Origin of the sequence: Pseudomonas sp. FP1742 (genome assembly GCF_030687145.1) — a bacterium.
GTDB lineage: Bacteria > Pseudomonadota > Gammaproteobacteria > Pseudomonadales > Pseudomonadaceae > Aquipseudomonas > Aquipseudomonas frederiksbergensis_D.
Map to the genome: position 1 here is coordinate 3,336,291 of NZ_CP117460.1, position 23,333 is coordinate 3,359,623.

Here is a 23,333-nt window from a genome sequence, read left to right on the forward strand (position 1 = left end):
AGCAGTTTGCCTCATTTCATCGGTGACTCTCTTTGCCAGGCCCGATGCAAAAGATCGATGACCTCTTCATCCGACGTCTGAGAGAAATCCGTGTACCAATAACCGATCGATACCAGCCAATCAGGGCTGAGCGGGCAAATCAGTTCGTCCACTTCGTCGCGCAGCGCCTCTGCGGTTTCCATGGGAGCCACCGGCACCGCGACGACGATGCGAGACGGCGCTTGCAGGCGCACGGCCTGGATCGCGGCCATCATCGTCGCCCCTGTCGCCAGGCCGTCGTCGATCAGTATCACCACCTGATCCTTGAGTGCCAAAGGCGCACGCGATGCCCGGTATGCACGCTCGCGACGCGACAACTCCTGCGTCTCCCGTGCAACCACGTCATCGAGCGTGGGTTGATCGATACCATTAGCCCGCAGCGCATCGTCATTGACGATCCGGATGCCGCCGCTGGCAATCGCGCCCATGGCGAACTCCTGGTGGGACGGCACTCCCAGCTTGCGGACCAGCATCACGTCCAGGCGCACCTCCAGGGCCGTGGCCACCTCATAGGCGACCGGCACGCCGCCCCGGGGTAAGGCGAGGACGATGACATCCGCTCTTTTAGCGTATTTGAGCAACGGCTCCACCAGGCCTCGACCCGCCTCGGCCCGGTCATGCAAGAGGGTTTGCAATGAGGGAATTTGAGTCATTTGAACATCTCCCTGGGGCGCGCGCCCCTAAACCGGCTATTCGTTTGCCGGCAGTCATCCGGTCGGAGGCCCTGCCCCTAGACCGCCAGAATGCTGCATGGCACCTGATAAAGAATATGTTCGGTGGTACTGCCGAGCAGTTTCTCCAGGCTGCCGTATTGCGTTCTGCCCATCACGATCACATCTATCTGATGTTCGTGGGCGAACTCGCTCAGCGCCGAAACAGGATGCCCGGTGATGAAATGCCGGCATTCAGAGGGCACGCCGAAGCGGGCGGACAGCTTGAGGAATGAGGTTTCCAGATCTTTGCGCAACTCCCGGGTAAGCTCCGAGAGCGTCAGGCCGCCGCCCAGATCCGCCAGGAATGCGACCGGAATGTCACACGCGTACAGCAGATGCAACTCGGCATTGCACTGCAGCGCAAGGCTGGATGCCTGCAGGATGATCCGGTCATTGAGTTCGCTGTTCGACGGCTCGGTATCGACCACATCAACCGCCGCCACGACCTTCTGCGGCAAGGCATGGCCTTCGGCCCCCACCAGATAGACCGGTGTCGGGCAATGGCGCAACAACCGCCAATCCAGCGGCGTGAAGAATGCGCGCTTGAGCATGGACTCATGCTGGACTTGCTTGATCAACAGATCGGGCTGCATTTCAGTGACGTGATCAAGGATGTCCTGGCGCATGTTGTCGGCCCAGGCGACTTCGGTTGTCACCTCGATGCCCCTGCCCTCCATCTTTTGCGCCTGGTCCTTGAGCCAGTCGCGGTGTTCCTGCAGGTAGCTCGCCCGGGCCTTTTTCCGATCGCCTTCTTCAAGCAGCGACAGAATGTCCAGCGAGGGAATCAGCGCGGCAATATGCAAGCTGGCGCCGCTGGCCTTGGCCAGGGCAGCGGCATGGTTTATCGCAGGCGAGTGACGCAGCAGCGGGTTGATGATCAGCAATAACCGTTGATACTGGCTCATGATCTGACTCCGGACAGGATCCCCGACGCCGATCACTGCCATCGTCAGCGATGGCGTCTTCGACAGATCAGGAACCCGGCGTTAGCCCAGGCTCCTCCCTTAAATGCTCTTGGGCCCTGATTAACCTCGATTCCCTTCAGGCGGCATTGAAGGGGCCACCTGAAAAAGAATAGTTCACAACGGCCCGGGCATCTCATGCCAGGCTCATCCGCGCGCGCTGCTGGTCTGGAATTCAGCGATCTGCTCCTTCGCGGGCAAGCCCGCTCCCACAGGTTTCGCGGCCAGACTGACCAACGCCAGGTTTTGTTTGTGACTAAAAAAAGGGGCACCCAGTCCCAAGAACAAACAACTCCAACATGGCCTCAATAGCATGCACCCGCAAAGACTGTCCCTGCACAACGAGTTGCACGCGCGTCCGTCCCTGTATTTCGACGAGCCCGCCCATGTGTTTCATCTGGCGTTTCTGGCCAATGACGGGCAATGCGACACCCTGCTGAGTCGCTGCTGTCCTGGCCCCGTCGACCCGGATGCGGCCCAGGGCATCACCGAGCTGGAGGGCCATGCCTTGAAGTGGGAGCGGCACGCGGAGTTCCTGACGTTGACGCTGGTGGTGCCCTCCTCCAGTCACGAACCTTGCTGGAGCCAGCCACCCAAGGCCTTGATGGACCGGGTCGAACCCTTCATGCAGCACCTGATCAATGCCGTGCAGATTGTGGTTCGCAACGATGCGTCGTTTACCGGCGATCAGTCGGTTTATGGATTCAAAGACCCTTGTGGTTCATGCATCGGCGGTGGCGATGCGACGGTCTGGAGCGATTTTCGCCTGAGCGAGGACGGCACCAACCGCTTTCTATTCATCAACAAACGCCTGAATGCCTACCGCCAGGGACGGATGATCCGCCGCCTGCTGGAAATCGAAACCTACCGGATGATGGCTTCGCTTTCCCTCACCACCGCAAAAGCCTTGAGCGCTCAGCTCAACGTCTACGACAAGACCCTGGTAAACCTCTCGGAACGTAATGCCGGTCCCGACACCGGCAATGCGAAAGCCTTGCTGACCGACATTGCCAACCTGTCGGCGCAAGTCGTCAGCAGCACGGCGAAAACCCGACACCGCTTCAGCGCGACCCGAGCGTATGCGCAACTGGTTTTCGAGCGTTTGGGTGAACTCAGGGAAACTCACGTGGGGGATTGCCAACGCCTGGGTATCTTCATCGAAAGACGTTTCAAACCCACCGTCCGGTACTGTGACGTCACCGAACAGCGCCTGGAGCAACTGGCCAAAAGCGTCGCCAACCTTGGGGATCTGCTACAGGCGCGGGTACAGGTGGAAATGGAAGAGCAAAACTCGGAAATCCTCAAAAGCCTGAACGCCCGCGCCGATACCCAAATCAAAATCCAGCGCGCCGTGGAAGGCTTGTCGATTATCGCCATCACCTATTATTTGCTGAGCCTGTTCAAGCTGTTCTACTCGGGTCTGCACACCATGGGCGCGAACATTTCCGCGAGGGACGCCATGCTCGCCATGACCCCGCTTGCACTGTGCATCCTGCTGTTTATTTTGATCAGAATCAGGAAAGCCAAGGAGCACTGAAACACCGCAAAACGATCAAGGCTTGCGCAACAGGTAGGTATCCATGATCCACCCGTTCGCGAGCCGCGCCGCCTTGCGCACCCGCTCAATTTCGTCCGCCACGTCTTTGAGCTTGCCGCTGATAAGGATTTCATCCGGCGTTCCCAGATAGGCTCCCCAGTAAATCTCTGTCTCCTGATCGGCCACCTGATGGTAGGCATCTTGCGCATCCAGCATCACCACCAGGCTCTCGGCATCGCTCACCTGCCCGGCCGCCAGCCGTCGACCGGTGGTGATTTCAATCGAACGGCCGATGCTATTGAGCGGCACCTTATGTTGCGCCGCCAACGCCTGCACGCTAGTGATCCCGGGGATCACCTCGAACTCGAACACACAACGACCGGACGCCAGAATCGCCTGCAGGATCCGAATGGTGCTGTCGTACAGCGCCGGATCGCCCCACACCAGAAAACCGGCGCACTGGTCGTCGGTCATGTCCTCGTTGATCAGCCGCTCGAACGTCTGCTGCTTGGCGCGGTTCAGGTCTTCGACGCTGGCGTTGTAGTCCACTTCCCCGCGCTCACGTTCGGGACTGTGGGCTTCGACGAAGCGGTAGTCGCGATCGGTGATGTAGCGTTCGCAGATCTCGCGGCGCAGGTCGATCAGTTTGTCTTTGCTCTGGCCCTTGTCCATGAGGAAAAACACGTCGACCCGATTCAGCGCCTTCACCGCCTGCATGGTGATGTAGTCGGGATTGCCGGCGCCGACACCGATGACCAGAAGCTTTTTCATCAAAGCACTCCTTCAGGGGCTGTGCCCGTCAAGCGTAGCCGCCAGCGACCATTGAACCGCAACTCAATGGCCGACAACGGTTCGACATCGATCTGGTTGAACCCCGCGCCTTGCAACACCTGCATCAGTGCGGCGCGAATGACAAACGGATGGGTGATGGCAACGATATGCCCCGGTGTCGTCTCAAGGGTCTTCAACCACGCCGCTACCCGCTCACCGAGCTGCGCCACCGACTCTCCACCGTGGGGCACCGATGTCGGGTCACCGAGCCAGGCCTGGAGCGTCGCGGGTTCGGATTCCTGCAGATCATCGATCGACATGCCTGCCCAGCGGCCGAAATCGCAATCTCTCAACGCCCCGACAATCTCCACGTTGTCGCCATACAACTCAGCCGTTTGACGGGTTCGCAGTTCCGGGCCGCAGAGCAAGCGTGGCATTCGCTTGAACTGACTGCGGCGCGAGCCTTTCGCCGATTGCCAATCCATTTCCAATGGCTCATTCGTAGGAAAACGCGCCAGTTTTTGTGCGACGGTTCGAGCGTGACAAATCAGGGTCAAGCGGGTTGCCTGCACGAAGGATCTCTCTGTCGATGGGATGAAAGACGGCACGATGCCGCGAGCAATCGGCTTATTGTGCCGCAAGAAGCGCAGCCTGAACGCATTCCTTTCCACGTGATGGGCATGCTCGCAGCACCAGTCTATTCCTGAGTGGTGGCGATACCTCACGCTCCGGCGGTCGATTTCCTACAAGGCCGGTCGACATCCATGTAGCCCTTCACGCACGGGGCTTTCGCCCCATTTTGGTGCTTTGAAAACGCGCGCAAAAATTCACTAGACATGTAGCGCACGTTACATAAATACTATTTTAGCGATTTATGAAATGAAACCGACACACCCATCCAGCAGGAGCCCGGATGCCCCCTCTCAGAGACCTGATCACCGAGCCCGGCCTGGACTTCACGCCATCGGAACGCAAAGTCATCCGCGCCTTGCTGGACCAGTATCCGCGTAACGGACTGGGGCCGATGTCACGTCTGGCCGAACATGCCGGTGTCAGCGATCCGACCATCGTGCGGCTGGTAAAAAAGCTCGGTTTCAGCGGTTACGCCGACTTTCAGGAAGCCTTGCTCAGTGACATGGATCACCGCCTGCGCTCCCCCAGTACCCTGCTGCAACCCCGCGCCCAACTCAAGAAAGATGATCCCTGGAGTCACTATCTGGCGGACAGCCAACGGACACTGGTAGAAACCCAGGCGCTGACCCAACCCGAAGATGTGCGGATTCTGGTGGAGTGGCTGCTCGACACCCGTCACCAGGTTCATTGCTTTGGCGGTCGCTTCAGCAGTTTCCTCGCCAACTATTTGCTCAATCACCTGCGCCTGTTGCGGCCCGGCTGTTTCGTAATGGAAGACAACGCACAGTTACCGGACCGATTGTTCGACGTGCAACGTCAGGACATGTTTCTGGTATTCGACTACCGGCGCTATCAATCCCAGGCCCTGCGGGTCGCCAATGCGGCAAAAAGCCGACATGCGCGAGTTGTACTGTTCACCGACATCTATGCATCGCCGCTGCGGGAAATAGCCGACCTGATCATCAGCGCACCGGTAGAGTCGGCATCGGCCTTCGACTCGATGGTTCCGGCGCTGGCCCAGGTCGAGGCACTGATTGCCTGCCTGACCCTGCGCAGCCCCGATCTGGCCGATCGCCTGGAAGGCATCGATGCCCTGCGAGCCGACTTCGACACCCACCTGCTGGAGGATAAATAAGGATGTTCACGCTCCCCCATCACTCGCCCCGGAATTTGCCGTTTACCGCCGACCACACCGCACTGTTGCTGGTGGACATGCAGCGTGCCTGGCTCGAGCCGCAGTTCGACCCGCACCTCAATGAGCCGGATGCCGACTACTTCCTGACCCGCGCCCGCATGCAGGTGGTGCCCAATCAGCGCAAGTTGCTCAACGGGTTTCGCAGCGCACGGCAAAACGTGTTGCACACGCTCATCGAAAGCCTCACCGCCGATGGTCGCGACCGTTCGCTGGACCACAAACTCTCGGACATGCACCTGCCCAAGGGCAGCCCGCAAGCACGGATCATCGATGAGCTGACACCGGCCGAAAACGAAATCGTGCTGCCCAAGACTTCTTCCGGGGTGTTCAACTCCACCAGCATCGACTACGTGCTGCGCAACCTTGAAACAAAGCACCTGATCATCGCCGGCATCGTCACCGACCAATGCGTCGACATGGCCGTGCGCGACGCAGCTGACCGTGGCTATCTGGTGACGCTGGTCGAAGATGCCTGCGCCACCTACACCGAACAACGGCATCACGCCTGCCTGAACGCCATCAAGGGCTACTGCTGGATCACCGACACCCAGACCGTGCTCGGCCGGTTGCAGGAGATGCAGCCATGAGCGCTCGCCTGTCGCCGTTGCCCATGACCACCATCGTCACCACCGACCTGATCGGCGTGACGCGCGGCCGTTCCTTCCCCACCGACGAGCTCGATGCCTATCAACTGGCCGGCTGCGGCTGGGTGCCGGCCAACAGCGCGCTGACCCCGCAAGACATCATCGCCTCCAGCAACCCTTGGGGCGCTTATGGGGACTTACGGCTGATTCCCGACTTGAGCAGCCGGGTGACCGTCAACAACGGTCCGGATGCCAACGCCCCGGCGCTGGACTTCATTCACGGCGACATTCGCGAAACCGATGGCCGTCCGTGGGGCGCCTGTCCTCGTACGCTGTTGCACAACGAGGTGGAGCGCTATCGCGACGAGTTGGGCTTGCAGGTCAACGCCGCGTTCGAACACGAATTCAACCTCGACAGCGGTGCGGCCGAGCACCTGGCGTTCTCCCTTGAAGCCCAGCGCCAGGGCGCCGAGTTCGGCGGCTGGCTGCTCAGTGCGCTGCGTGCCGGCGGTGTGGAGCCGGAAATGTTCCTGCCGGAATACGGCAAGCACCAATACGAAATCACCTGCCGTCCGGCCCTCGGTGTCGCCGCCGCCGACCGCGCGGTGAACGTGCGCGAGATCACCCGGGAGATCGCCCGGCAAATGGGCCTTGACCTGAGCTTCGCCCCCAAGACGGCCGAGCATGCCGTGTGCAATGGCGTGCATTTGCATATGAGCCTGCAGGACCTGGCCGGCCAACCGGTGATGTATGACGCCGGCACCACCAACGGCCTGTCGACCCTCGGCCAGCATTGGGCCGCCGGTGTTCTGCATTACTTGCCAGCGCTCTGTGCCTTCACTGCGCCGACACCGGTTTCCTACCAACGCTTGCAGCCCCATCACTGGAGCGCTTCCTACGCCTGCCTCGGCCAACGCAACCGCGAAGCGGCGCTGCGGATTTGCCCGACCGTCAGCCTGGGCGGCAAAGCCGTGGCGACGCAGTACAACCTGGAATTTCGCGCCATGGACGCCACCGCCTCGCCGCACCTAGCCATGGCTGCATTGCTGATCGCCGGACGCCTGGGTATCGAGCAGCGCCTGGCGTTGAACGCCATCACCGATGAAATCCCTGACTCCCTGAACGAAGAGCAACGCCATGCCCGCGGTATCGTCGCCCTGCCCGCGTCCCTGTCCCAGGCCCTGGATTGCCTGCGCCACAGCGAAGCGCTGATCGAAGCCTTGCCGAGCGCCTTGCTGGACACCTATTTCGCCCTGAAAACCGAGGAATTGACGCTGACGGAACAGCTCTCGCCCGCCGAACTCTGTGAGCACTATGCGCGCCTGTACTGAATCCGCCGAACTGGGCCTCTACACCCAGCCTGCGTACACCCTGAGCCGGGAAACTTCCGAGTACCCGCTGATTCTGGTGTGTGAACACGCCAGTCGTTTTATCCCGGCCGGGTTGAATGACCTTGGCCTGAACGAGACGGCCGCCCGCGAACACATCGCCTGGGACATCGGCGCCCTGGCGCTGGCCGAGGGCCTGGCCGAAACACTGGGCGCGACCCTGTTGGCGGCCAACTATTCACGCCTGTTGATCGACCTCAACCGCCCGCGCCATGCGCCGGACAGCATTCCGTTGCAGAGCGAGATCTATCAGGTGCCAGGCAATCGGGATCTGGACGAGGCCACCCGTGAATACCGCCGGCACTGCCTGTTCAAACCGTTTCATGCACGCCTGCAAACCCTGATCGACGACCGTGTAGCCCACGGTCGGCCGGTGCGAGTGGTGGGGATTCACAGCTTTACGCCGATATATTACGGCCAGCCACGGTCGGTGGAAGTCGGCGTGTTGTACGGCCAGGCCAGGGAGTACGCCCAGCGAATGATCGACGGCCTGAGCCGGCACCCATTGAACGTCGCCGGTAATCAGCCGTACAAAGTCGATCCGCTGAGTGACATGACGGTGCCGGTTCACGGCGACGCGCGCGGGCTGGACTCGGTGCTGATCGAGGTGCGCAACGATCTGCTGCGCACCCCCGAGGACGTCAGTCGCTGGACCGACTATCTGGCGCCGCTGCTATAGAAACAGCTTCAAACTCGCAGCGTGCCGCTGCTTTCATATCAAGGAGAACGGCTTCATGGAAATTGAAGAATTCGGCTACAAGCAAGAGTTGAAACGTAGCCTGTCACTGACGGACCTGGTGGTGTACGGGATGATCTTCATGATCCCCATCGCACCGTTCGGCGTGTATGGTTACGTCAACGCCGAAGCGCCGGGGATGGTGCCGCTGGCCTACATCATCGGCATGGTGGCGATGCTGTTCACTGCCCTCAGTTACGGCAGCATGGCCCGGGCGTTTCCGATTGCAGGGTCGGTGTATTCCTACGCACAACGCGGCCTCAACCAACATGTCGGATTCATCGCCGGCTGGCTGATGCTGCTTGATTACCTGTTGATCCCGCCGCTGCTCTACGTGTACGCGGCAATGGCGCTGAATCATTTGTACCCGGACATCCCGAAAGTCGGCTTCATCCTGGCCTTTCTGGTCAGCGCCACCTTCGTCAACCTGCGGGGCATCACCTTCACCGCGCGAATGAACATCCTCTTTCTATTGGCGCAACTGGTGGTATTGGGGATTTTCCTGTTCTACGCCTGGAACGCCTTGCACAGTGGCGGCGGTAACGGTCAGCTGACCCTGGCGCCGCTGTACAACCCTGAGACGTTCAACTTCGCCCTGCTGATGCAAGCGGTGTCGATCGCGGTACTGTCGTTCCTCGGTTTCGACGCCATTTCCACCCTGGCCGAAGAGATCAAGGGCGACCCGGGCCGCAGCGTTGGCAAAGCGGCGTTGATTACCCTGGTGGTCATGGGCGTGATCTTCGTCGTGCAAACCTGGATTGCCACCGACCTGGCCGCCGGCCTGGGCTTCAAGTCCGCCGACACCGCGTTCTATGAAATCGCCGAAATCGCCGCCGGCAGCTGGCTGGCAACCCTGACGGCGGTCGCCACCGCGCTGGCCTGGGGCGTGGCGGTCGCCATTACTTCCCAAGCGGCGGTTTCGCGTCTGCTGTTCGGCATGGCCCGGGACGGCAAACTGCCGAAAGTGCTGGCCAAGGTGCACCCGAAACACAACACGCCCTACTTGAGCATTTATCTGGTGGCGGTGTTGTCGCTGGTGATCTGCTACCTGTTCATCAACTCGGTAGACACCCTCACCTCCCTGGTGAACTTCGGCGCCCTGAGCGGTTTCATGCTGCTGCACCTGACCGTGATCAATTACTACTGGCGCCGACAGAAGTCCGGCCAAGTGATCCGGCACCTGATCTGCCCGGTGATCGGCTTCATCATCGTCGCGGCCATCATGTACAACATGGGCGTCGATGCACAGAAACTCGGCCTGATCTGGATTGCCCTGGGCCTGGTCTATCTGTTCTTCCTCAACAAACTGGGTGCCAGCACCGCATTGCCCGACCCAAGCAACGGCTGACAAGAAAAAGAGCAACGTCTGACATGATTTCAGGCGACTGCCGATTTTACGCGTGGAAACCGACAGTGATAGTCAGGTTCGGTGCAAGCCGCCGAACCTTTTGATACAGGAGTATGTCCATGCTGGTCTTACGTCCAGTCGAGATAGCCGACCTGCCCCAGTTGCAGCAACTGGCGCGTGACAGTCTGGTGGGGGTCACGTCCTTGCCGGACGACACCGAACGCCTGCGCGAGAAAATTCTCGACTCCGGCGTTTCGTTCGAAAAAGACGTTCAGGGTCAAGGCCCGGAGAACTACTTCTTCGTGCTGGAAAATCTGACGACCCGGCGTCTGGTGGGCTGCTCGGAAATCCTCGCCACCGCAGGCTTCGGCGAGCCGTTCTACAGTTTGCGCAACCGCCATTTCACCAGTGCCTCACGGGAGCTGAACATCGAGCATGGGGTGCCGGCATTGTCCTTGTGCCACGACCTCAGCGGCCATTCCCTGTTGCGCGGTTTCCATATTGACCCGGCGCTGGAACGCACACCGTTTTCCGAGTTGCTGTCCCGGGCGCGGTTGCTGTTCATCGCTGCACACAAGGCGCGCTTTGCCGAAGCGGTGATCACCGAGATCGTCGGTTACAGCGATGAACAGGGGCAGTCACCGTTCTGGGATGCGCTGGGCAAGCATTTCTTCGATTTGCCTTATGTCGAGGCCGAGCGGCTTTGCGGCCTGCAGAGCCGGAGATTCCTCGCCGAACTGATGCCGCAGTACCCGATTTATGTGCCGATGCTGCCGCAGGCTGCACAAGACTGCATCGGCCGGATCCACCCCGATGGCCAGGAGGCCTTCGACATTCTGGAACGCGAAGGCTTCGAGACCAACAGCTACATCGACCTGTTCGATGGGGGGCCGACGTTGTATGCACGCACCTCGAACATTCGCTCCATCGCCCGGAGCCAGACCGCTACGGTGCAAGCAGGCTCGCCCATCGACGCCCGTGGCTGTTACCTGGTAAGCAACGAATCGTTGAAGGGTTATCGCGCCATCGTCGCCGAACTGGACTACCGCGCCGGACAACCCGTGGCCCTGAGCACCGAGATGTGTGCCGCCCTGAACGTCACCGACGCCAGTGCGATCCGGTTGGTCGCCCTGTGAGCTGCCACCGGCCCCATGCCCAACGACAGCGCCCGAGCAGGCGCGAAGAAGGAGCTGCATCATGATTCTGCGTCCGGTTCAAATGACCGACCTGCCCGCCTTGATGGATCTGGTACAACGGGCCGGCCCCGGGTTCACCACCCTGCCGGTCAACGAAGACCGCCTGACCCACCGGGTGCGTTGGGCCCAGCGCACCTTCGCCGGCCAGGTCGAGCGCGCGGACGCCGATTACCTGTTCGTGCTCGAAGACGACGATCAGCAAGTGGTCGGTGTCAGTGCCCTCGTGGGGGCCGTGGGGCTGCGGGAGCCCTGGTACAACTACCGGGTCGGGCTTACGGTCAGTTCATCGCCGGACCTGGGCATACAGCGCCAGATCCCCACGTTGTTCCTGAACAACGAGATGACCGGGCAATCGGAAATCTGCTCGCTGTTTCTGCGACACGACCAACGCTATGGCAGTAACGGTCGACTGCTGTCGCTGGGGCGTCTGCTGTTCGTTGCCGAGTTCCCCCAGCTGTTCGGCGACAAGCTCATTGCCGAACTGCGCGGCAGTGCCGACGAGCAAGGCTGCTCACCGTTCTGGGACAGCCTGGGCCGGCACTTTTTCAAGATGGATTTCAGCCACGCCGATCACTTGTCCGGGCTGGGCAGCAAATCCTTCATCGCCGAGCTGATGCCACGTCAACCGCTTTACACTTGCCTGCTCACCGAACAGGCCCAAGCGGTGATCGGCAAACCTCACCCCAACACCGAACCTGCGCTGAAGATTCTCACCGCCGAGGGGTTTGCCCATAAGGGTTACATCGACATCTTCGACGCAGGCCCGGTGATCGAAGCCCCGGTGTCGAGAATCCGCACGGTGCGCGACAGTCAATCCCTGGTACTGGACATCGGCACGCCCGACGACCAGGCACCGGTATGGCTGATCCACAATCGCCGCCTGGAAAACTGCCGCATCACCTCCGCCCGGGCGCGGGTGGTGGGCAACAACCTGATCGTCGACCGACTCACCGCCAAACGCCTGCAACTGCAACCTGGCAATTCGGTCCGTGCCGTGCTGCTGCGCGACCAACAGCAGCAGGCGGTGGCTGCGGCGTGAGATATAGCCGCCGGCGAAGCCAGACGAAATGCCCTTGGCCTGTAAATTCGTCATCATCCTTTACCCGCCCGCGTGATAGCCTTTTGTTCCTTCGGCGTTGACACTTTTGTTCAAGCCCTTCCATTCCTTTATATGGTGGAACTCGTATGTCCAGGCTTTCTCATCAAGATTTGCGCCGTAATTTCCGCCAACTGCTCGCTTCCGACACTTGCTACCACACAGCGTCGGTCTTCGACCCGATGTCGGCACGCATCGCCGCCGACCTGGGTTTTGAGGTGGGAATCCTGGGCGGTTCGGTGGCGTCGTTGCAGGTATTGGGCGCTCCCGATTTTGCGTTGATCACCCTCAGTGAGTTCGCCGAACAGGCCACCCGCATCGGCCGCGTCGCGCAATTGCCGGTCATTGCCGACGCCGATCACGGCTACGGCAACGCGCTCAATGTCATGCGCACCATCGTCGAACTCGAACGCGCCGGTGTGGCCGCCCTGACCATCGAAGACACCCTGCTGCCGGCGCAATTCGGTCGCAAGTCCACCGATCTGATCACGGTCGCCGAAGGTGTCGGCAAGATCCGCGCGGCCCTGGAAGCCCGGGTCGATTCGGAAATGGCGATCATCGCCCGCACCAACGCAGGCATCCTGCCAGTCCAGGAAATCATCAGCCGCACCCAGCATTACCAACAGGCCGGGGCCGACGGGATTTGCATGGTGGGCGTGCAGGATTTCGATCATCTGGAACAGATCGCCGAACACCTGAGCGTACCGCTGATGCTGGTCACCTACGGCAACCCGTTGCTGCGCGACGACAAACGCCTGGCCGAATTGGGCGTGCGCGTCACCATCGACGGCCATGGCGCCTACTTCGCCGCCATCAAAGCCACTTACGACAGCCTGCGCGAACAACGCCAGATCTTCACCCAAGCCTCCGACCTGAACGCCACCGAACTGACGCATACTTATACGCAGCCGGAGGACTACATTCGTTGGGCCAAGGAGTTCATGAGCGTTAAAGAGTGACGGCACAAGCGCCCTCACCACAGCGCTCGCGCGTCTGTGGTGAGGTTGCGGTCAAGCCATCTGCGCCTCTTTCGATTCAACCTCCGGCGCCACCTCAAACCGATCCGCCAGAAACGGTGTGATATCCAGCGGCAACGGCTCGTTATTCACCAGTTTGTCCAGCAGCACGCCGGTAATCGCCGAGGTCAGGATACCGGTGCGGAAATGTCCGCAGGCATTCAGGTAACCCTGCACCCCTTTCATCGGCCCGAGAATCGGCAATTCGTCCGGCGAACCAGGACGTAACCCGGCCCAGCAACGTTTCAGGTTGATGTCGGCGAGCGCCGGAATACAGCGCACCGCGCCTTGCACCAGACCGCTGATTTCCGGGTAGGTGGTGGTCACGTCGAAGCCTTTGTCTTCGGTGGTGCTGCCGATCAGGATTTCGCCGTTGTCTTTCTGCGCCACGTAACAGTCACTGGTGGTCAGGCAACCGCGCAGGATTTTCGGCATGCGTTCGGTGAGCAGAATCTGGCCCTTCACCGGCTTCACCGGAATGCGAATGCCGGTGGCCTGCTCGCTGAGGTCGGCAGCCCAGGCACCGGCGGCGTTGATCAGCGTGTCGCAATGGAACACCCCGGCTTCGGTGGTCTGCACGCCGCTGACCCGCGAGCCGTGGTGCAGTACGCCAGTGACGTTGGTGTTGAAATACACATCGACGCCATTTTGCCGCGCGCCTTCGGTGTAGGCGTCGGCCAGGCGGAACGGGCTGACCTGATGATCGCAGAGAAACTCCAGCGCCCCCCTTGCCTCATGGCTGACGCTCGGCTCGGCTTCGCGCAGGGCCGCTTGATCGAGCCAGCGCACCTGATCCGCCAGGTGCGGAATGCACGCCACGATGTGCTCGGCGTAGAGCCGGTCTTCATCGTCGTAGATGACAAATTTCAAGCCGGTTTTCTCGAACTTGAAATCCATCCCGTGATTGTCCTGCAACTCTCGATGCAGGTCCGGGTACATCGCATTGGACTGCAAGGCGAAATCGAAGAACGACTGCGGCAGGATATGCGGCGTGCTGGCATCCACCGCCACCGCCGCGCCCTGGGCTTCGCGCTTGCGATTGGCCGACATCATGCGAAAGAAAATCACCCCGCAGCCCAGGCCTACCGACTCACCGATCGCCCACAAGCCACCGGCCGAAGCACGGGTCGCGTTGCCGGGACGCTTGGCGTCGATCAGCGCGACTTTCAGGTGTTTGCGCTTGGACAATTGATAGGCGCAGGACGCCCCGATCACACCGCCGCCGGCGATCACTACGTCATAGAACTTACTCATGGCGCGCGGCCTCCGTGCCGACAGACTGGAACGCTGAAAAGGGAATCGGGTCGACGGGAAAGCGCGGGCGCAACCAGCCCACGTCTTGCCGGCCGGTGGCTTCGCGCAAACGGTCGGTGCAATAGCCGACACACATCCGCCCCTGACAGTCGCCCATGCTCACGCGGGTGCGCATTTTCAGGCTGGCCAGGTCTTGCACCCCCTGCTTCAGTGCCCGATCGATGTCGGCGCGGGTCGCGTGCTCGCAGCGGCAAATCACCGTGTCGGCAGCCGGCAATGCGGTCTGCCCGGCGCCGCGTTCGGTGTAACGGTCGACGGCCGCGCGAAAGCGCACGATGGACTTGAGCTTCGACAGGTAACGGTCACGTTTGACCAGCGCCCGTTCCGTGTCCAGCACATCCCGTTGCAGCAGGATCGACACCGCCGCGATCCTTCCCGCCAGCATGGCCGCCTCGCCACCGCGAATACCGCCCATGTCACCGGCCAGGTGCACATGCGGTTCGCTGCTTTGTTGCCAGACATTGGCGCAGGCCCGCAGGTAGCCGTCATCACTGAAGCCGTGGTCCAGGCCCATTTGCTGACTGAGTTGCGTGCGTGGAACGAAGCCATAGCCGACCGCCAGGGTCTGCGCGGCAATCCGTTCGGCGCGGCTCAGGTCTGGCTCCCAGGTGCTGGAGTACGGCGCGACAGTCACCGAACTCAATTCATCCTCGCCCTGTGCGTCGACCACTCCCCAGCCATAGTGCATGGGAATGCCGTGCATTTTCAGGTACGCGAGCATGCTCAAGCCATCGAGGAACAACTGCGGTTTGTTCAGTAGCGCGAGGCTTTCCCGGGCGATCTTGCCGAACGCGCATGCCTCATAAACTCCGGCGACGCTCACCCCTGAAGCGTGCAACTGGCAGGCCACCAGCGGCAACAGCGGACCGGTGCCGGCGATCACCACCGGCCCCTGGGGTTTAACCACGCCACTCTTGATTTGCAGTTGCAGCCCACCCAGCAGAATCACCCCGGGCAAGGTCCAGCCGGGAAACGGTACGCTGCGTTCATGACAACCGGCAGCCAATAGCAGTTGCGGATACTCGACCTCTTGCAAACGCTCATCGACATCCAGCACCACCAGCGCCCGGGCACCTTCGGCGCCGACCACACGGTGATTCAAGCGCACGTCGATCAGGCCTGACAGCTCCCGGAACTCGCCATGCAGTTTGGCCAGCGCTTCCGAATAGCGTGGCCCCAGGTAATCCAGTTGAACGTTATCGCGCAAGGGGCCGCGATACACCACCCCGCCCAGGCGCGAAGCTTCTTCAAGCACGGTACAACGCACGCCATGGCGTGCCAGTTCAATGGCCGCGGCCATACCCGCCGGCCCGCCGCCGACGATCACCGGTTGCAGGCTCATAAAACCTCCTGCCCGGCGATACGGTTGACCCGGGTTTCGATGCTCATGCCCTCACGCACGATCGTCTGGCAGGCACGCCGTTTGTGCCGGCCATCGATTTTCACCAGGCAGCATTGGCACACGCCCATGCCGCAGTAGGCACCGCTGATCTGATCGTGATCGTTTCGGGCCACCTGGCGAATGCCCAGTGATTGAATGACCGTCAGGACGGTTTCGCCGATGGCGGCGCTGACGGTCTGGCCGTTGATGCGCACAGTCATATCCGCCCGCACCAGGGGCTGGATATCGAAGGTTCTGTTTAAACGTTGCATTGCGATTGTTCATCCGTGAAAGGTTCAGGTGAGTTTCATCAGCTCCATGCTGCACTACACCTTGCGGGCCACCTGACTGATAAACGGGAAGGTCTGCACTGGTACTTCGACAACGCATCAGCTGCGTGTCAACGCAATGTAGTCGATACCGCAGGATGGGGCTGGATCGTTTTATATTAGGAAATATCGCCGAAGGAAATATTGATCCAGGCCAGTAAAAACACCTGCACCGACGGACTAATGTGGGAGCGGGCTTGCTCGTGAAGGGACCGCAATGTCCAACATAGTGCTGACTGGCAGGCCGCTTTCGCGAGCAAGCCCGCTCCCACAGGGGCATGGGGCGAACACAAAATCTGTGAACACCGCTTCCCAAAAAGCAAAACGCCGCTTCTACCGGAGGCAGAAGCGGCGGAGGCCAAATGCCTCAAAGGGATCAGTGCATGAACAAGGCAATCAGAATGATGATCGGGATCGGCACGCCGAGCAGGAACAGCAGTAATGAGCGCATGGGGGTTCTCCCGGGTTAGCGAACAGGTGGCAATGTCGTGGTCGTGGTGGTGGTCACATAGGCGTCGGCTTCCAGATACTCCACGGCATCCCGGCGACGACCGCCGAAGGTCGCGGCGAGGCTGGCGAAAAACGCGCCGGCCAGCAACGCGATGAACATCCACAAAGCCGTCCATGCCACTACTTTCGCGGCGGTGTCAGCCGCTTGTTGCGCGGCCAGTTTGGCGTCGGCCACGGCTTTTTGAGTACGGGCATACACTTCATCGACACGACGCTCGGCATCCGCTTGCGTGAGGTTGGTCCGCTGGGCCACCCATTGCGCCAGGTAAGCCCGATCTTCGGCGGCCAGTTGACCGTCGTTGCTCAGGCTGCGCGCGAAGATGCGGGTGACGGTGCCGTGGGTGGCGTCATCACTGACAGCCACCGGGCGGTCATCGCGAAACAGACTGTCGATGAAGTAACCGTACGGATCATTCGCGGGATTGCCGATAGCGCTGCCGGCAGCCTGGGTCATGGCGCTGGCGGCACCGCCGGCGACCACTGCCCCGGCCCGCACACCACCGCTGACGACGCTACTGACCGAACCGACCACCAGGGTCGCGGTCACCAGCGTCGCCACACACCAGGCCAGGAAGCCATGGGCCGTGTCACGGAAATAAACCTCATCGCCGTGCATGTACGCCCACTTCACCCGCAGGCGGCCAGCGATGTAACCGCCGAGACCGGACGCCACGATCTGTGTAAAGGCCAGCCAGGCAATCGTCGAAATACCCAGGCCCTTGGTGCTCATACCTTCATTGGCCCACGGCGAGACCGCCGTGAAACCCAGGCCAAAACCGAGCAGTACGAGGATCAGCGACAACGCCGCGGCCGCTGCGGCCCCGGCGAAGATTGCGGGCCACGAGACGCCCGATAGTGTGCTGGACTCTTCGACGACAGGATAAAAACCATCGGGGGATCTATTCATTGTTGTTGTACTCCAGGCAGTTGTTACAACTCGTCAAAAGGAGCCGTTGCAGACAGCGTGCCAGTCGTACCACTTAAATAAATCGTTGAATTTCAAGAAGTTGAAAACAATGAACTTCTCAGGACCATGCACTTTGCAAGGAGCCGACGATGGCGGCGGGTTTTATGCATTGCGCCAACCAAACTACTTGCGCTTGTAACTCTTGTTGCCGCTGGGCGTCAGGCAATACACCCCGCCTCTGGGCCCGGTGCAGAACGTACCGGTGCCGCAGGCGCAGCCGTCGGTTTCCTGTAACAGTGTCTGCGGTCGCGCCTGGCCTTGAGTGCCAAACATCGCCGAGCAACTTTTCTTCGAGCCGCTGATGGAGCCGTCATTGCACAGGAACAGATCGCCATCGCAACGATCGATACCGCCCTTCTTCCCCGAACACTGCGTATTGGCAGCCCAGGCGGAGGAACCGAACAGGCACAACAACAGCACAGATATTGGCATCCAGCCACGAACCATTAAAGTGCGCACAGTGCAGCTTCCCTTTAGAGTCATGGCCGGATGATATCAATGTTGCGACCAGCCACACGAGGCCACATGAAAGTTAATTTAATTTGCCGCACGTAATTCTTGGCAAAATGCCTCAACTTCGTATTGAACCGATTATCAGGCAAGCCCTATGACCCGTATTTTGACCATCGAAGACGACGCCGTGACCGCCCGGGAAATCGTCGCCGAACTGAGCAACCACGGCCTTGAAGTGGATTGGGTCGACAATGGCCGCGAAGGCCTGGAGCGCGCCGTCAGCGGCGACTACGACCTGATCACCCTCGATCGCATGCTGCCGGAGCTCGATGGCCTGGCGATTGTCACCACCTTGCGCACCATGGGCGTGGCCACGCCGATCCTGATGATCAGCGCCCTCTCCGACGTCGATGAACGGGTGCGCGGCCTGCGCGCCGGCGGCGACGATTACCTGACCAAACCGTTCGCCACCGATGAAATGGCCGCCCGGGTCGAAGTCTTGCTGCGCCGGCAGAACACCGTAACCGCCCAGGCCACCACGCTGCGGGTGGCCGATCTGGAGCTGAACCTGATCAGCCACGAAGCCAGCCGCGACAGCCAGTTGCTGACGCTGTTGCCCACCGAATACAAGTTGCTGGAATTTCTGATGCGCAACACCGGGCAGATTCTGTCGCGGATGATGATTTTCGAAGAGGTCTGGGGTTATCACTTCGACCCCGGCACCAACCTGATCGATGTGCACATCGGCCGTCTGCGCAAGAAGATCGACCCGCCAGGCAAAGTCCCACTGATACGGACCGTGCGAGGCTCGGGTTATGTCATTGCTGAACCCCTCTAAAGGCTGGCGTTCCTCCAGCAGCCGCTTGCTGGCGCTATACAGTTCGCTGTTCGTGGCCTGGAGCGGGATTCTCATGGGGGTCATGTACTACGAGGTCTCCAGCTACCTGGACACGCTGGCCAAGCATTCGCTGATGCAACGTCAGCATCTGTTTTCACGCTTCCAGGGCGAGCAACTGGAAGACGCCCTCGCCGCCAGCATGACCTTCGACGTTCGCGGCATCGACGCCTATGGCTTGTTCGATGACCAACAGCGCTACCTCTTCGGCGCCTTGCGCCAGATCCCCCAAGGCCTGCCGCTGGACGGCAAGATTCACATGCTCGGCGACTGCGTCGACGCCGACGACCCGACCCTGCCCGCCGACAGTTGCGACGCCGTCGCCACCCGGACCCTGGACGGACGCTGGCTGGTGCTGGTGCGGGACAACGGTTCGTTGTTTGCCGTGACCCGGATCATCCTGCACGCGCTGCTGTGGGGCGTGTCGCTGACGATTTTGCCGGGCATCGCCGGCTGGCATTTATTGCGACGGCGCCCGCTGCGGCGGATCCGGGCGATCCAGGCCAGCGCCGAAGCCATTGTCGCCGGCGACCTGACCCGGCGCCTGCCGCTGTCCAATCGCCGTGACGAACTGGACATGCTCGCGGCCATCGTCAACGCCATGCTCGAACGCATCGAGCGCTTGATGCATGAGGTCAAGGGCGTGTGCGACAACATCGCCCATGACCTGCGCACGCCGCTCACTCGCCTGCGGGCGCAGTTGTACCGGATTCAGCAACAGGCCGATGAAGGATCGACACTGGCCGTGCAACTGGACTCGGTGCTCGGCGAGGCGGACACCTTGATGGCGCGTTTCCGTGGCTTGTTGCGGATTTCCGAGCTGGAGGATCGTCAGCGCCGTTCGGGGTTCGTGCGACTGGACCCGGTGCCATTGCTGCAGGAGTTGCATGACTTTTATCTGCCGCTGGCGGAAGAAGGCGAACTGACCTTTGAGCTGCAAATGCCCGAATCCTTGCCCGGGCTCAACGGCGACCGTGCGCTGCTGTTTGAAGCCGTGGCGAATTTGCTGAGCAACTCGATCAAATTCACCCCGCCGGGTGGCCAAGTGATTTTGCGTGGGGTGAATGACGCGGGGCATACGCGCATTGAAGTGCTCGACTCCGGCCCCGGGATTGCGCCGGCCGAGCGCGAGGCGGTATTTCAGCGTTTCTATCGCGCCGAAGGCGGCAACCCGCAAAGCGGATTCGGCCTGGGCCTGTCGATCGTCGCCGCGATTGCCAGCCTGCATGGATTTACGCTGCAGGTGGACAGCAGCGAGTTGGGGGGCGCGCGGTTGGTGCTCGATTGCCGGCAGGACCTGATTCCCCAGGCTTGACACTTGCTCGTGTTTAACCTTGAAACGGGGCTTGTTTAAGCGCCCTCAAGGATACTTCCTGAAAGCTACAAATCCTTGCGCCGTTGCCTACGGCTGCGCCAGAATCCGCCGGCTTGTGCGCCTTGGGGCCGCTCGGTAACTTGATTCCCGTCACTGCCCATCAGTGATCGGGTTTAGTCGCCCGGCTAAGGTAAAGCGGTCGCATGAGCATCGTCAGTCAGGTATTCGCCTGTACTTTATGGTAGCTGTGCGCAAGGCGTCTTCGGACGCGCCGGATTTTGCTTTACCTTGCCGGTCGACTAACTTGCGCACGGCTGCCACCCTCGTTTAGTCGCGAGATGGTTGCAGCCCCTACTACAAAAGGTAAGCAACTATGTTCAAAGTAACACCCAACCCACCGGACACCGATCCGACCTCCCCGTACGAACCCGATTCAAAGAAACTCAACGAGGCCGCCGAGCGGGCTCTGAACTTCCACTTCCCGTCGAACGCCGACATCAAAGCCACCACGCGCAAACCCAGCAAACTGTTTGCCGTGGCCCCAGAGGCGACGGCCGAAACCCTGGCGGTTTTTCTGGTCGAGACCCTGGCCTCGGTCGATGTGATGGTCCACCAGTTGGTGGATCATCTGGAGGGTGAGTCGCGCTATGCCCTGCTGGGCATTTCCAACAGCATCATGGTGGCGGAGATCACCGCGAACCGGGTGCTGGATAAGATTGATCTGCCCAAGTAGGGGCAGTCTGCTGGGGTGAGTGGGTAACTGAGGTTGGGCTGTGCAGCGGTGCCTTTTTGGGGGCCGTTGCGCGGCCAAGCGGGAGCAAGCTCCCTCGCCACGGATAGCATCCATCCTGCGAGGCGACGCGAAAGTGCAGGATGGAAATATTGTTTTACTGATCCTCTGATCGGGAGCCAGGAGCCCCAGCAGAATTAATGACTCGCCATGAGAGGCCGGGGCAACGGGTGGTGAGAAGAAGCGTATTAATGTGCTGGAAGGGGATGGTGAAGGCCCAAGCGTATATTGGGTTGGTTACAACGACCGGTCCGGCCCAGGTGTTGGTTAGGGTGTGTGACGTGAATTTTCGGACAAGGAGATCTATGTGAATAACCTCGCCGGATTGGGTAATGGGGTGGTGTGCATTGATCGAGGTTCGCCACGCTTCGTACGTTTGATGCGTGGAAGTGGTTGGGTTGAACAGGTATGTGATGACGTTTTCGCAGGAAATGTCGATGGTTTTTGTTTGACCACCGGCGTCCGAGACGGTGACGGTAGCCTTCCCATTCCCTTCACTTCGAATCATTCCACTGCGGTCGACCGAAGCGATGGACTCATCCGATGATGTAAATGTGATGGGGGGCACGCCGCCGGACGCAGGACGATGGGCGAAAGTGCCGGGAAGATCGACCCCAGTGAGAGTCCAAGGAAGTCCAGAACCTGCAATGGAGATATTCTGCCCGGAGATAGTAAGAGGAGTCGTGTCCACAATGAGTTCTATCGGGTATTCGCCGATAACCTGCGCATAAGCCACGCGCGATTCCCCGATCAGCGTTTCGCCTCTGAACACCTTATAAACAATGGTGACACTGTAACCGGATTTAACCTTGTCATTTGCAACTTCCAGCACACAGGGCAGTTTCTGCCCCAGCCTGCCCTCGACGGTACCGCCCAGTGGCACCACGATGTCGGGTGACCCCGTTAACCCTGCGGTGTAAACCGCCTCAATCCGGTCACCGATCTGGATGCGGTTGTCATCGGTCTGGACGAACACCGACAGCGGCTTGCTGCCCAGTTTGTCCAGTTCGATAAGACTTGAATCATCACCGGGGTAGTCGTCGAGGTTTTCCAGCGGAATCGGCTTCGCGAACCGCGTGCCGGCCAGGTCCTCGTCCACCGTTTGCGTCGCCGACCACACCGCATCGGTGTCCGGGGTGTTGCCGAGCTGGTCGGTGCAGGTGCAGGAAAAATCCAGCTTGCCGCCCGGTCTTACCGCCTTCTCCAGGAACGCACGGTCCACGATGAAACACACGGTGATCGGCTCCGCCGAGCCCGGGTTCGGCGGCTGTGGCGCTTCATCCGGGCCGACGGTGTACGTCATGATTTCGCCGTTGCACTTCAAGGTGATCGTGTCGTAGGCCCGGCAGTATGGGTAGGACACGCACACCTGTGCACTGACAAAGTCGGCGCCGACGCCGTTCTTGATTGCGTCGGACAACCACAACGCCATCTCGGAATGGCCGTCGATATCGGGGAACCTGTCTTTCAGAGCAGGGCGGATTTTGTTGTAGAGCGCTGTCAGCACATCGGAGGTGCCGATGTTCTGGCTCCCGCGGGAGATCGTGTAAAAAAGCTTGTTGATCCGGTCGGGATGCAGGCGGCCCCTGGGGATGCGCAAGGTCGTGATCGCGTCCACATCAGTAATGATTTTACTGTCCAGGAACGTGCTCTCCCCTTCCAACCATAGCGTTATCTCATCGCCCGGATCAACCGTACCCGTCAACGGCGGATCTACCTGAACGGTGGCGCCCTGGCCATCAGGGACCAAATCATAAATCGCCAGCGAGACGCCGATGTGCGCGCCTGAAACGGGATAAGTCGAGCCCGACACCCAGGGCCGGGACAGCGCGAGTACGGTGTTGTCAGGGGATTCGGGGGCGGTCATGTGTGAGGCTCCGGCACGATGGAAGTGGGCTGGAGTTATGAAATAGCGGAACGAGGGAGGCGGCTACTGTCAGAACTGATAGTAGCGACGAGTGGTTATCGGTAAAGGGAGAGTCGGGACGACCGGCCAGTTACTTCCACAGATCCGGACGTGCGCAACCCTTCGGCAGCCGCTACAAAGAATTACGACACGACTGAAATGACTTAAGTGAACAGCATTACCCCGTGGGAGCGGGCTTGCTCGCGAAAGCGGTATGTCAGGCAACATTTTTGTCGACTGGAAGTCCGCATTCGCGGGC

22 protein-coding genes are annotated in these 23,333 nt (G+C 60.5%); 12 read left to right on the forward strand and 10 right to left on the reverse strand.

The features are described 5' to 3' along the window. Positions 1 to 11: 11 nt before the first annotated feature. Both PSH64_RS14815 and PSH64_RS14820 read right to left on the reverse strand, forming a co-directional pair. Positions 12 to 692 carry a phosphoribosyltransferase gene (locus tag PSH64_RS14815; RefSeq protein WP_305477643.1) on the reverse strand — a complete coding sequence of 227 codons (681 nt, stop codon included), beginning with the start codon at positions 690 to 692 and terminating at the stop codon, positions 12 to 14. A gap of 77 nt (positions 693 to 769) precedes the next feature. Then, positions 770 to 1,657, reverse strand: coding sequence for a universal stress protein (locus PSH64_RS14820; protein ID WP_105345850.1), 888 nt, complete (start codon positions 1,655 to 1,657; stop codon positions 770 to 772). 370 nt (positions 1,658 to 2,027) lie between these two features. Here PSH64_RS14820 and PSH64_RS14825 point away from each other — a divergent pair, with 370 nt between their 5' ends. After that, on the forward strand, positions 2,028 to 3,251 hold the full coding sequence (locus PSH64_RS14825; protein ID WP_305477644.1) for a DUF3422 domain-containing protein: 1,224 nt from the start codon (positions 2,028 to 2,030) through the stop codon (positions 3,249 to 3,251). A 15-nt stretch (positions 3,252 to 3,266) separates the two neighbouring features. On the opposite strand, the gene cobF is transcribed toward PSH64_RS14825, so the two are convergent. Next, the gene (cobF, locus tag PSH64_RS14830; RefSeq protein WP_105345847.1) at positions 3,267 to 4,022 is read right to left on the reverse strand and encodes a precorrin-6A synthase (deacetylating); all 756 of its coding nucleotides are present in this window, start codon (positions 4,020 to 4,022) and stop codon (positions 3,267 to 3,269) included. After that, positions 4,022 to 4,594 carry a histidine phosphatase family protein gene (locus PSH64_RS14835; protein ID WP_105345845.1) on the reverse strand — a complete coding sequence of 191 codons (573 nt, stop codon included), beginning with the start codon at positions 4,592 to 4,594 and terminating at the stop codon, positions 4,022 to 4,024. Before PSH64_RS14835 ends, cobF begins: the two co-directional genes overlap by 1 nt. A gap of 341 nt (positions 4,595 to 4,935) precedes the next feature. On the opposite strand from PSH64_RS14835, the gene PSH64_RS14840 reads away from it, so the two are divergent. The 8 genes from PSH64_RS14840 to PSH64_RS14875 all read left to right on the forward strand — a co-directional run bounded on the left by PSH64_RS14840 (position 4,936) and on the right by PSH64_RS14875 (position 13,157). Continuing rightward, positions 4,936 to 5,790 carry a MurR/RpiR family transcriptional regulator gene (locus PSH64_RS14840; protein ID WP_105345843.1) on the forward strand — a complete coding sequence of 285 codons (855 nt, stop codon included), beginning with the start codon at positions 4,936 to 4,938 and terminating at the stop codon, positions 5,788 to 5,790. Between the two features lie 2 nt (positions 5,791 to 5,792). Further along, entirely contained in the window at positions 5,793 to 6,437 is a 645-nt protein-coding gene (locus PSH64_RS14845) for an isochorismatase family cysteine hydrolase (protein ID WP_105345841.1), read from the forward strand. Further along, positions 6,434 to 7,765: a glutamine synthetase family protein gene (locus tag PSH64_RS14850; protein WP_305477645.1), complete on the forward strand. Its 1,332-nt coding sequence runs from the start codon at positions 6,434 to 6,436 to the stop codon at positions 7,763 to 7,765. The genes PSH64_RS14845 and PSH64_RS14850 overlap by 4 nt, the downstream gene beginning before the upstream one ends. Further along, entirely contained in the window at positions 7,749 to 8,501 is a 753-nt protein-coding gene (locus PSH64_RS14855; protein ID WP_305477646.1) for an N-formylglutamate amidohydrolase, read from the forward strand. The genes PSH64_RS14850 and PSH64_RS14855 overlap by 17 nt, the downstream gene beginning before the upstream one ends. A gap of 55 nt (positions 8,502 to 8,556) precedes the next feature. Next, complete coding sequence (locus tag PSH64_RS14860; protein WP_305477647.1) at positions 8,557 to 9,906, forward strand: APC family permease; 1,350 nt, start codon at positions 8,557 to 8,559, stop codon at positions 9,904 to 9,906. A gap of 119 nt (positions 9,907 to 10,025) precedes the next feature. Next, positions 10,026 to 11,042 carry an arginine N-succinyltransferase gene (locus PSH64_RS14865; RefSeq protein WP_105345830.1) on the forward strand — a complete coding sequence of 339 codons (1,017 nt, stop codon included), beginning with the start codon at positions 10,026 to 10,028 and terminating at the stop codon, positions 11,040 to 11,042. Between the two features lie 61 nt (positions 11,043 to 11,103). After that, positions 11,104 to 12,141, forward strand: coding sequence for an arginine N-succinyltransferase (astA, locus tag PSH64_RS14870; protein ID WP_105345828.1), 1,038 nt, complete (start codon positions 11,104 to 11,106; stop codon positions 12,139 to 12,141). A 146-nt stretch (positions 12,142 to 12,287) separates the two neighbouring features. Beyond that, on the forward strand, positions 12,288 to 13,157 hold the full coding sequence (locus tag PSH64_RS14875) for an oxaloacetate decarboxylase (RefSeq protein ID WP_105345825.1): 870 nt from the start codon (positions 12,288 to 12,290) through the stop codon (positions 13,155 to 13,157). Between the two features lie 51 nt (positions 13,158 to 13,208). Here PSH64_RS14875 and hcnC read toward each other — a convergent pair whose 3' ends face one another. The 5 genes from hcnC to PSH64_RS14900 form a co-directional block, all read right to left on the reverse strand. Continuing rightward, positions 13,209 to 14,468 (reverse strand): cyanide-forming glycine dehydrogenase subunit HcnC, encoded by a 1,260-nt coding sequence (gene hcnC, locus PSH64_RS14880; protein WP_305477648.1) that lies wholly within the window; start codon positions 14,466 to 14,468, stop codon positions 13,209 to 13,211. Further along, complete coding sequence (gene hcnB / locus PSH64_RS14885; protein ID WP_305477649.1) at positions 14,461 to 15,870, reverse strand: cyanide-forming glycine dehydrogenase subunit HcnB; 1,410 nt, start codon at positions 15,868 to 15,870, stop codon at positions 14,461 to 14,463. The genes hcnC and hcnB overlap by 8 nt, the downstream gene beginning before the upstream one ends. Further along, positions 15,867 to 16,181: a (2Fe-2S)-binding protein gene (locus PSH64_RS14890; protein ID WP_105345817.1), complete on the reverse strand. Its 315-nt coding sequence runs from the start codon at positions 16,179 to 16,181 to the stop codon at positions 15,867 to 15,869. The genes hcnB and PSH64_RS14890 overlap by 4 nt, the downstream gene beginning before the upstream one ends. 523 nt (positions 16,182 to 16,704) lie before the next feature. Further along, positions 16,705 to 17,655 carry a hypothetical protein gene (locus PSH64_RS14895; RefSeq protein ID WP_305477650.1) on the reverse strand — a complete coding sequence of 317 codons (951 nt, stop codon included), beginning with the start codon at positions 17,653 to 17,655 and terminating at the stop codon, positions 16,705 to 16,707. Positions 17,656 to 17,838: 183 nt separating this feature from the next. Next, a complete protein-coding gene (locus PSH64_RS14900) occupies positions 17,839 to 18,162 on the reverse strand; it encodes a hypothetical protein (RefSeq protein WP_305481159.1) in 324 nt (107 codons plus the stop codon). Between the two features lie 160 nt (positions 18,163 to 18,322). On the opposite strand from PSH64_RS14900, the gene PSH64_RS14905 reads away from it, so the two are divergent. The 3 genes from PSH64_RS14905 (at position 18,323) to PSH64_RS14915 (ending at position 21,111) form a co-directional block, all read left to right on the forward strand. Next, positions 18,323 to 19,006: a response regulator transcription factor gene (locus tag PSH64_RS14905; RefSeq protein WP_105345807.1), complete on the forward strand. Its 684-nt coding sequence runs from the start codon at positions 18,323 to 18,325 to the stop codon at positions 19,004 to 19,006. Next, positions 18,984 to 20,378 carry a HAMP domain-containing sensor histidine kinase gene (locus PSH64_RS14910; protein ID WP_305477651.1) on the forward strand — a complete coding sequence of 465 codons (1,395 nt, stop codon included), beginning with the start codon at positions 18,984 to 18,986 and terminating at the stop codon, positions 20,376 to 20,378. The genes PSH64_RS14905 and PSH64_RS14910 overlap by 23 nt, the downstream gene beginning before the upstream one ends. A 373-nt stretch (positions 20,379 to 20,751) precedes the next feature. After that, positions 20,752 to 21,111 carry a DUF6124 family protein gene (locus PSH64_RS14915; protein WP_105345802.1) on the forward strand — a complete coding sequence of 120 codons (360 nt, stop codon included), beginning with the start codon at positions 20,752 to 20,754 and terminating at the stop codon, positions 21,109 to 21,111. A gap of 154 nt (positions 21,112 to 21,265) precedes the next feature. On the opposite strand, the gene PSH64_RS14920 is transcribed toward PSH64_RS14915, so the two are convergent. Further along, on the reverse strand, positions 21,266 to 23,035 hold the full coding sequence (locus PSH64_RS14920; protein ID WP_305477652.1) for a hypothetical protein: 1,770 nt from the start codon (positions 23,033 to 23,035) through the stop codon (positions 21,266 to 21,268). Between the last annotated feature and the right edge of the window lie 298 nt (positions 23,036 to 23,333).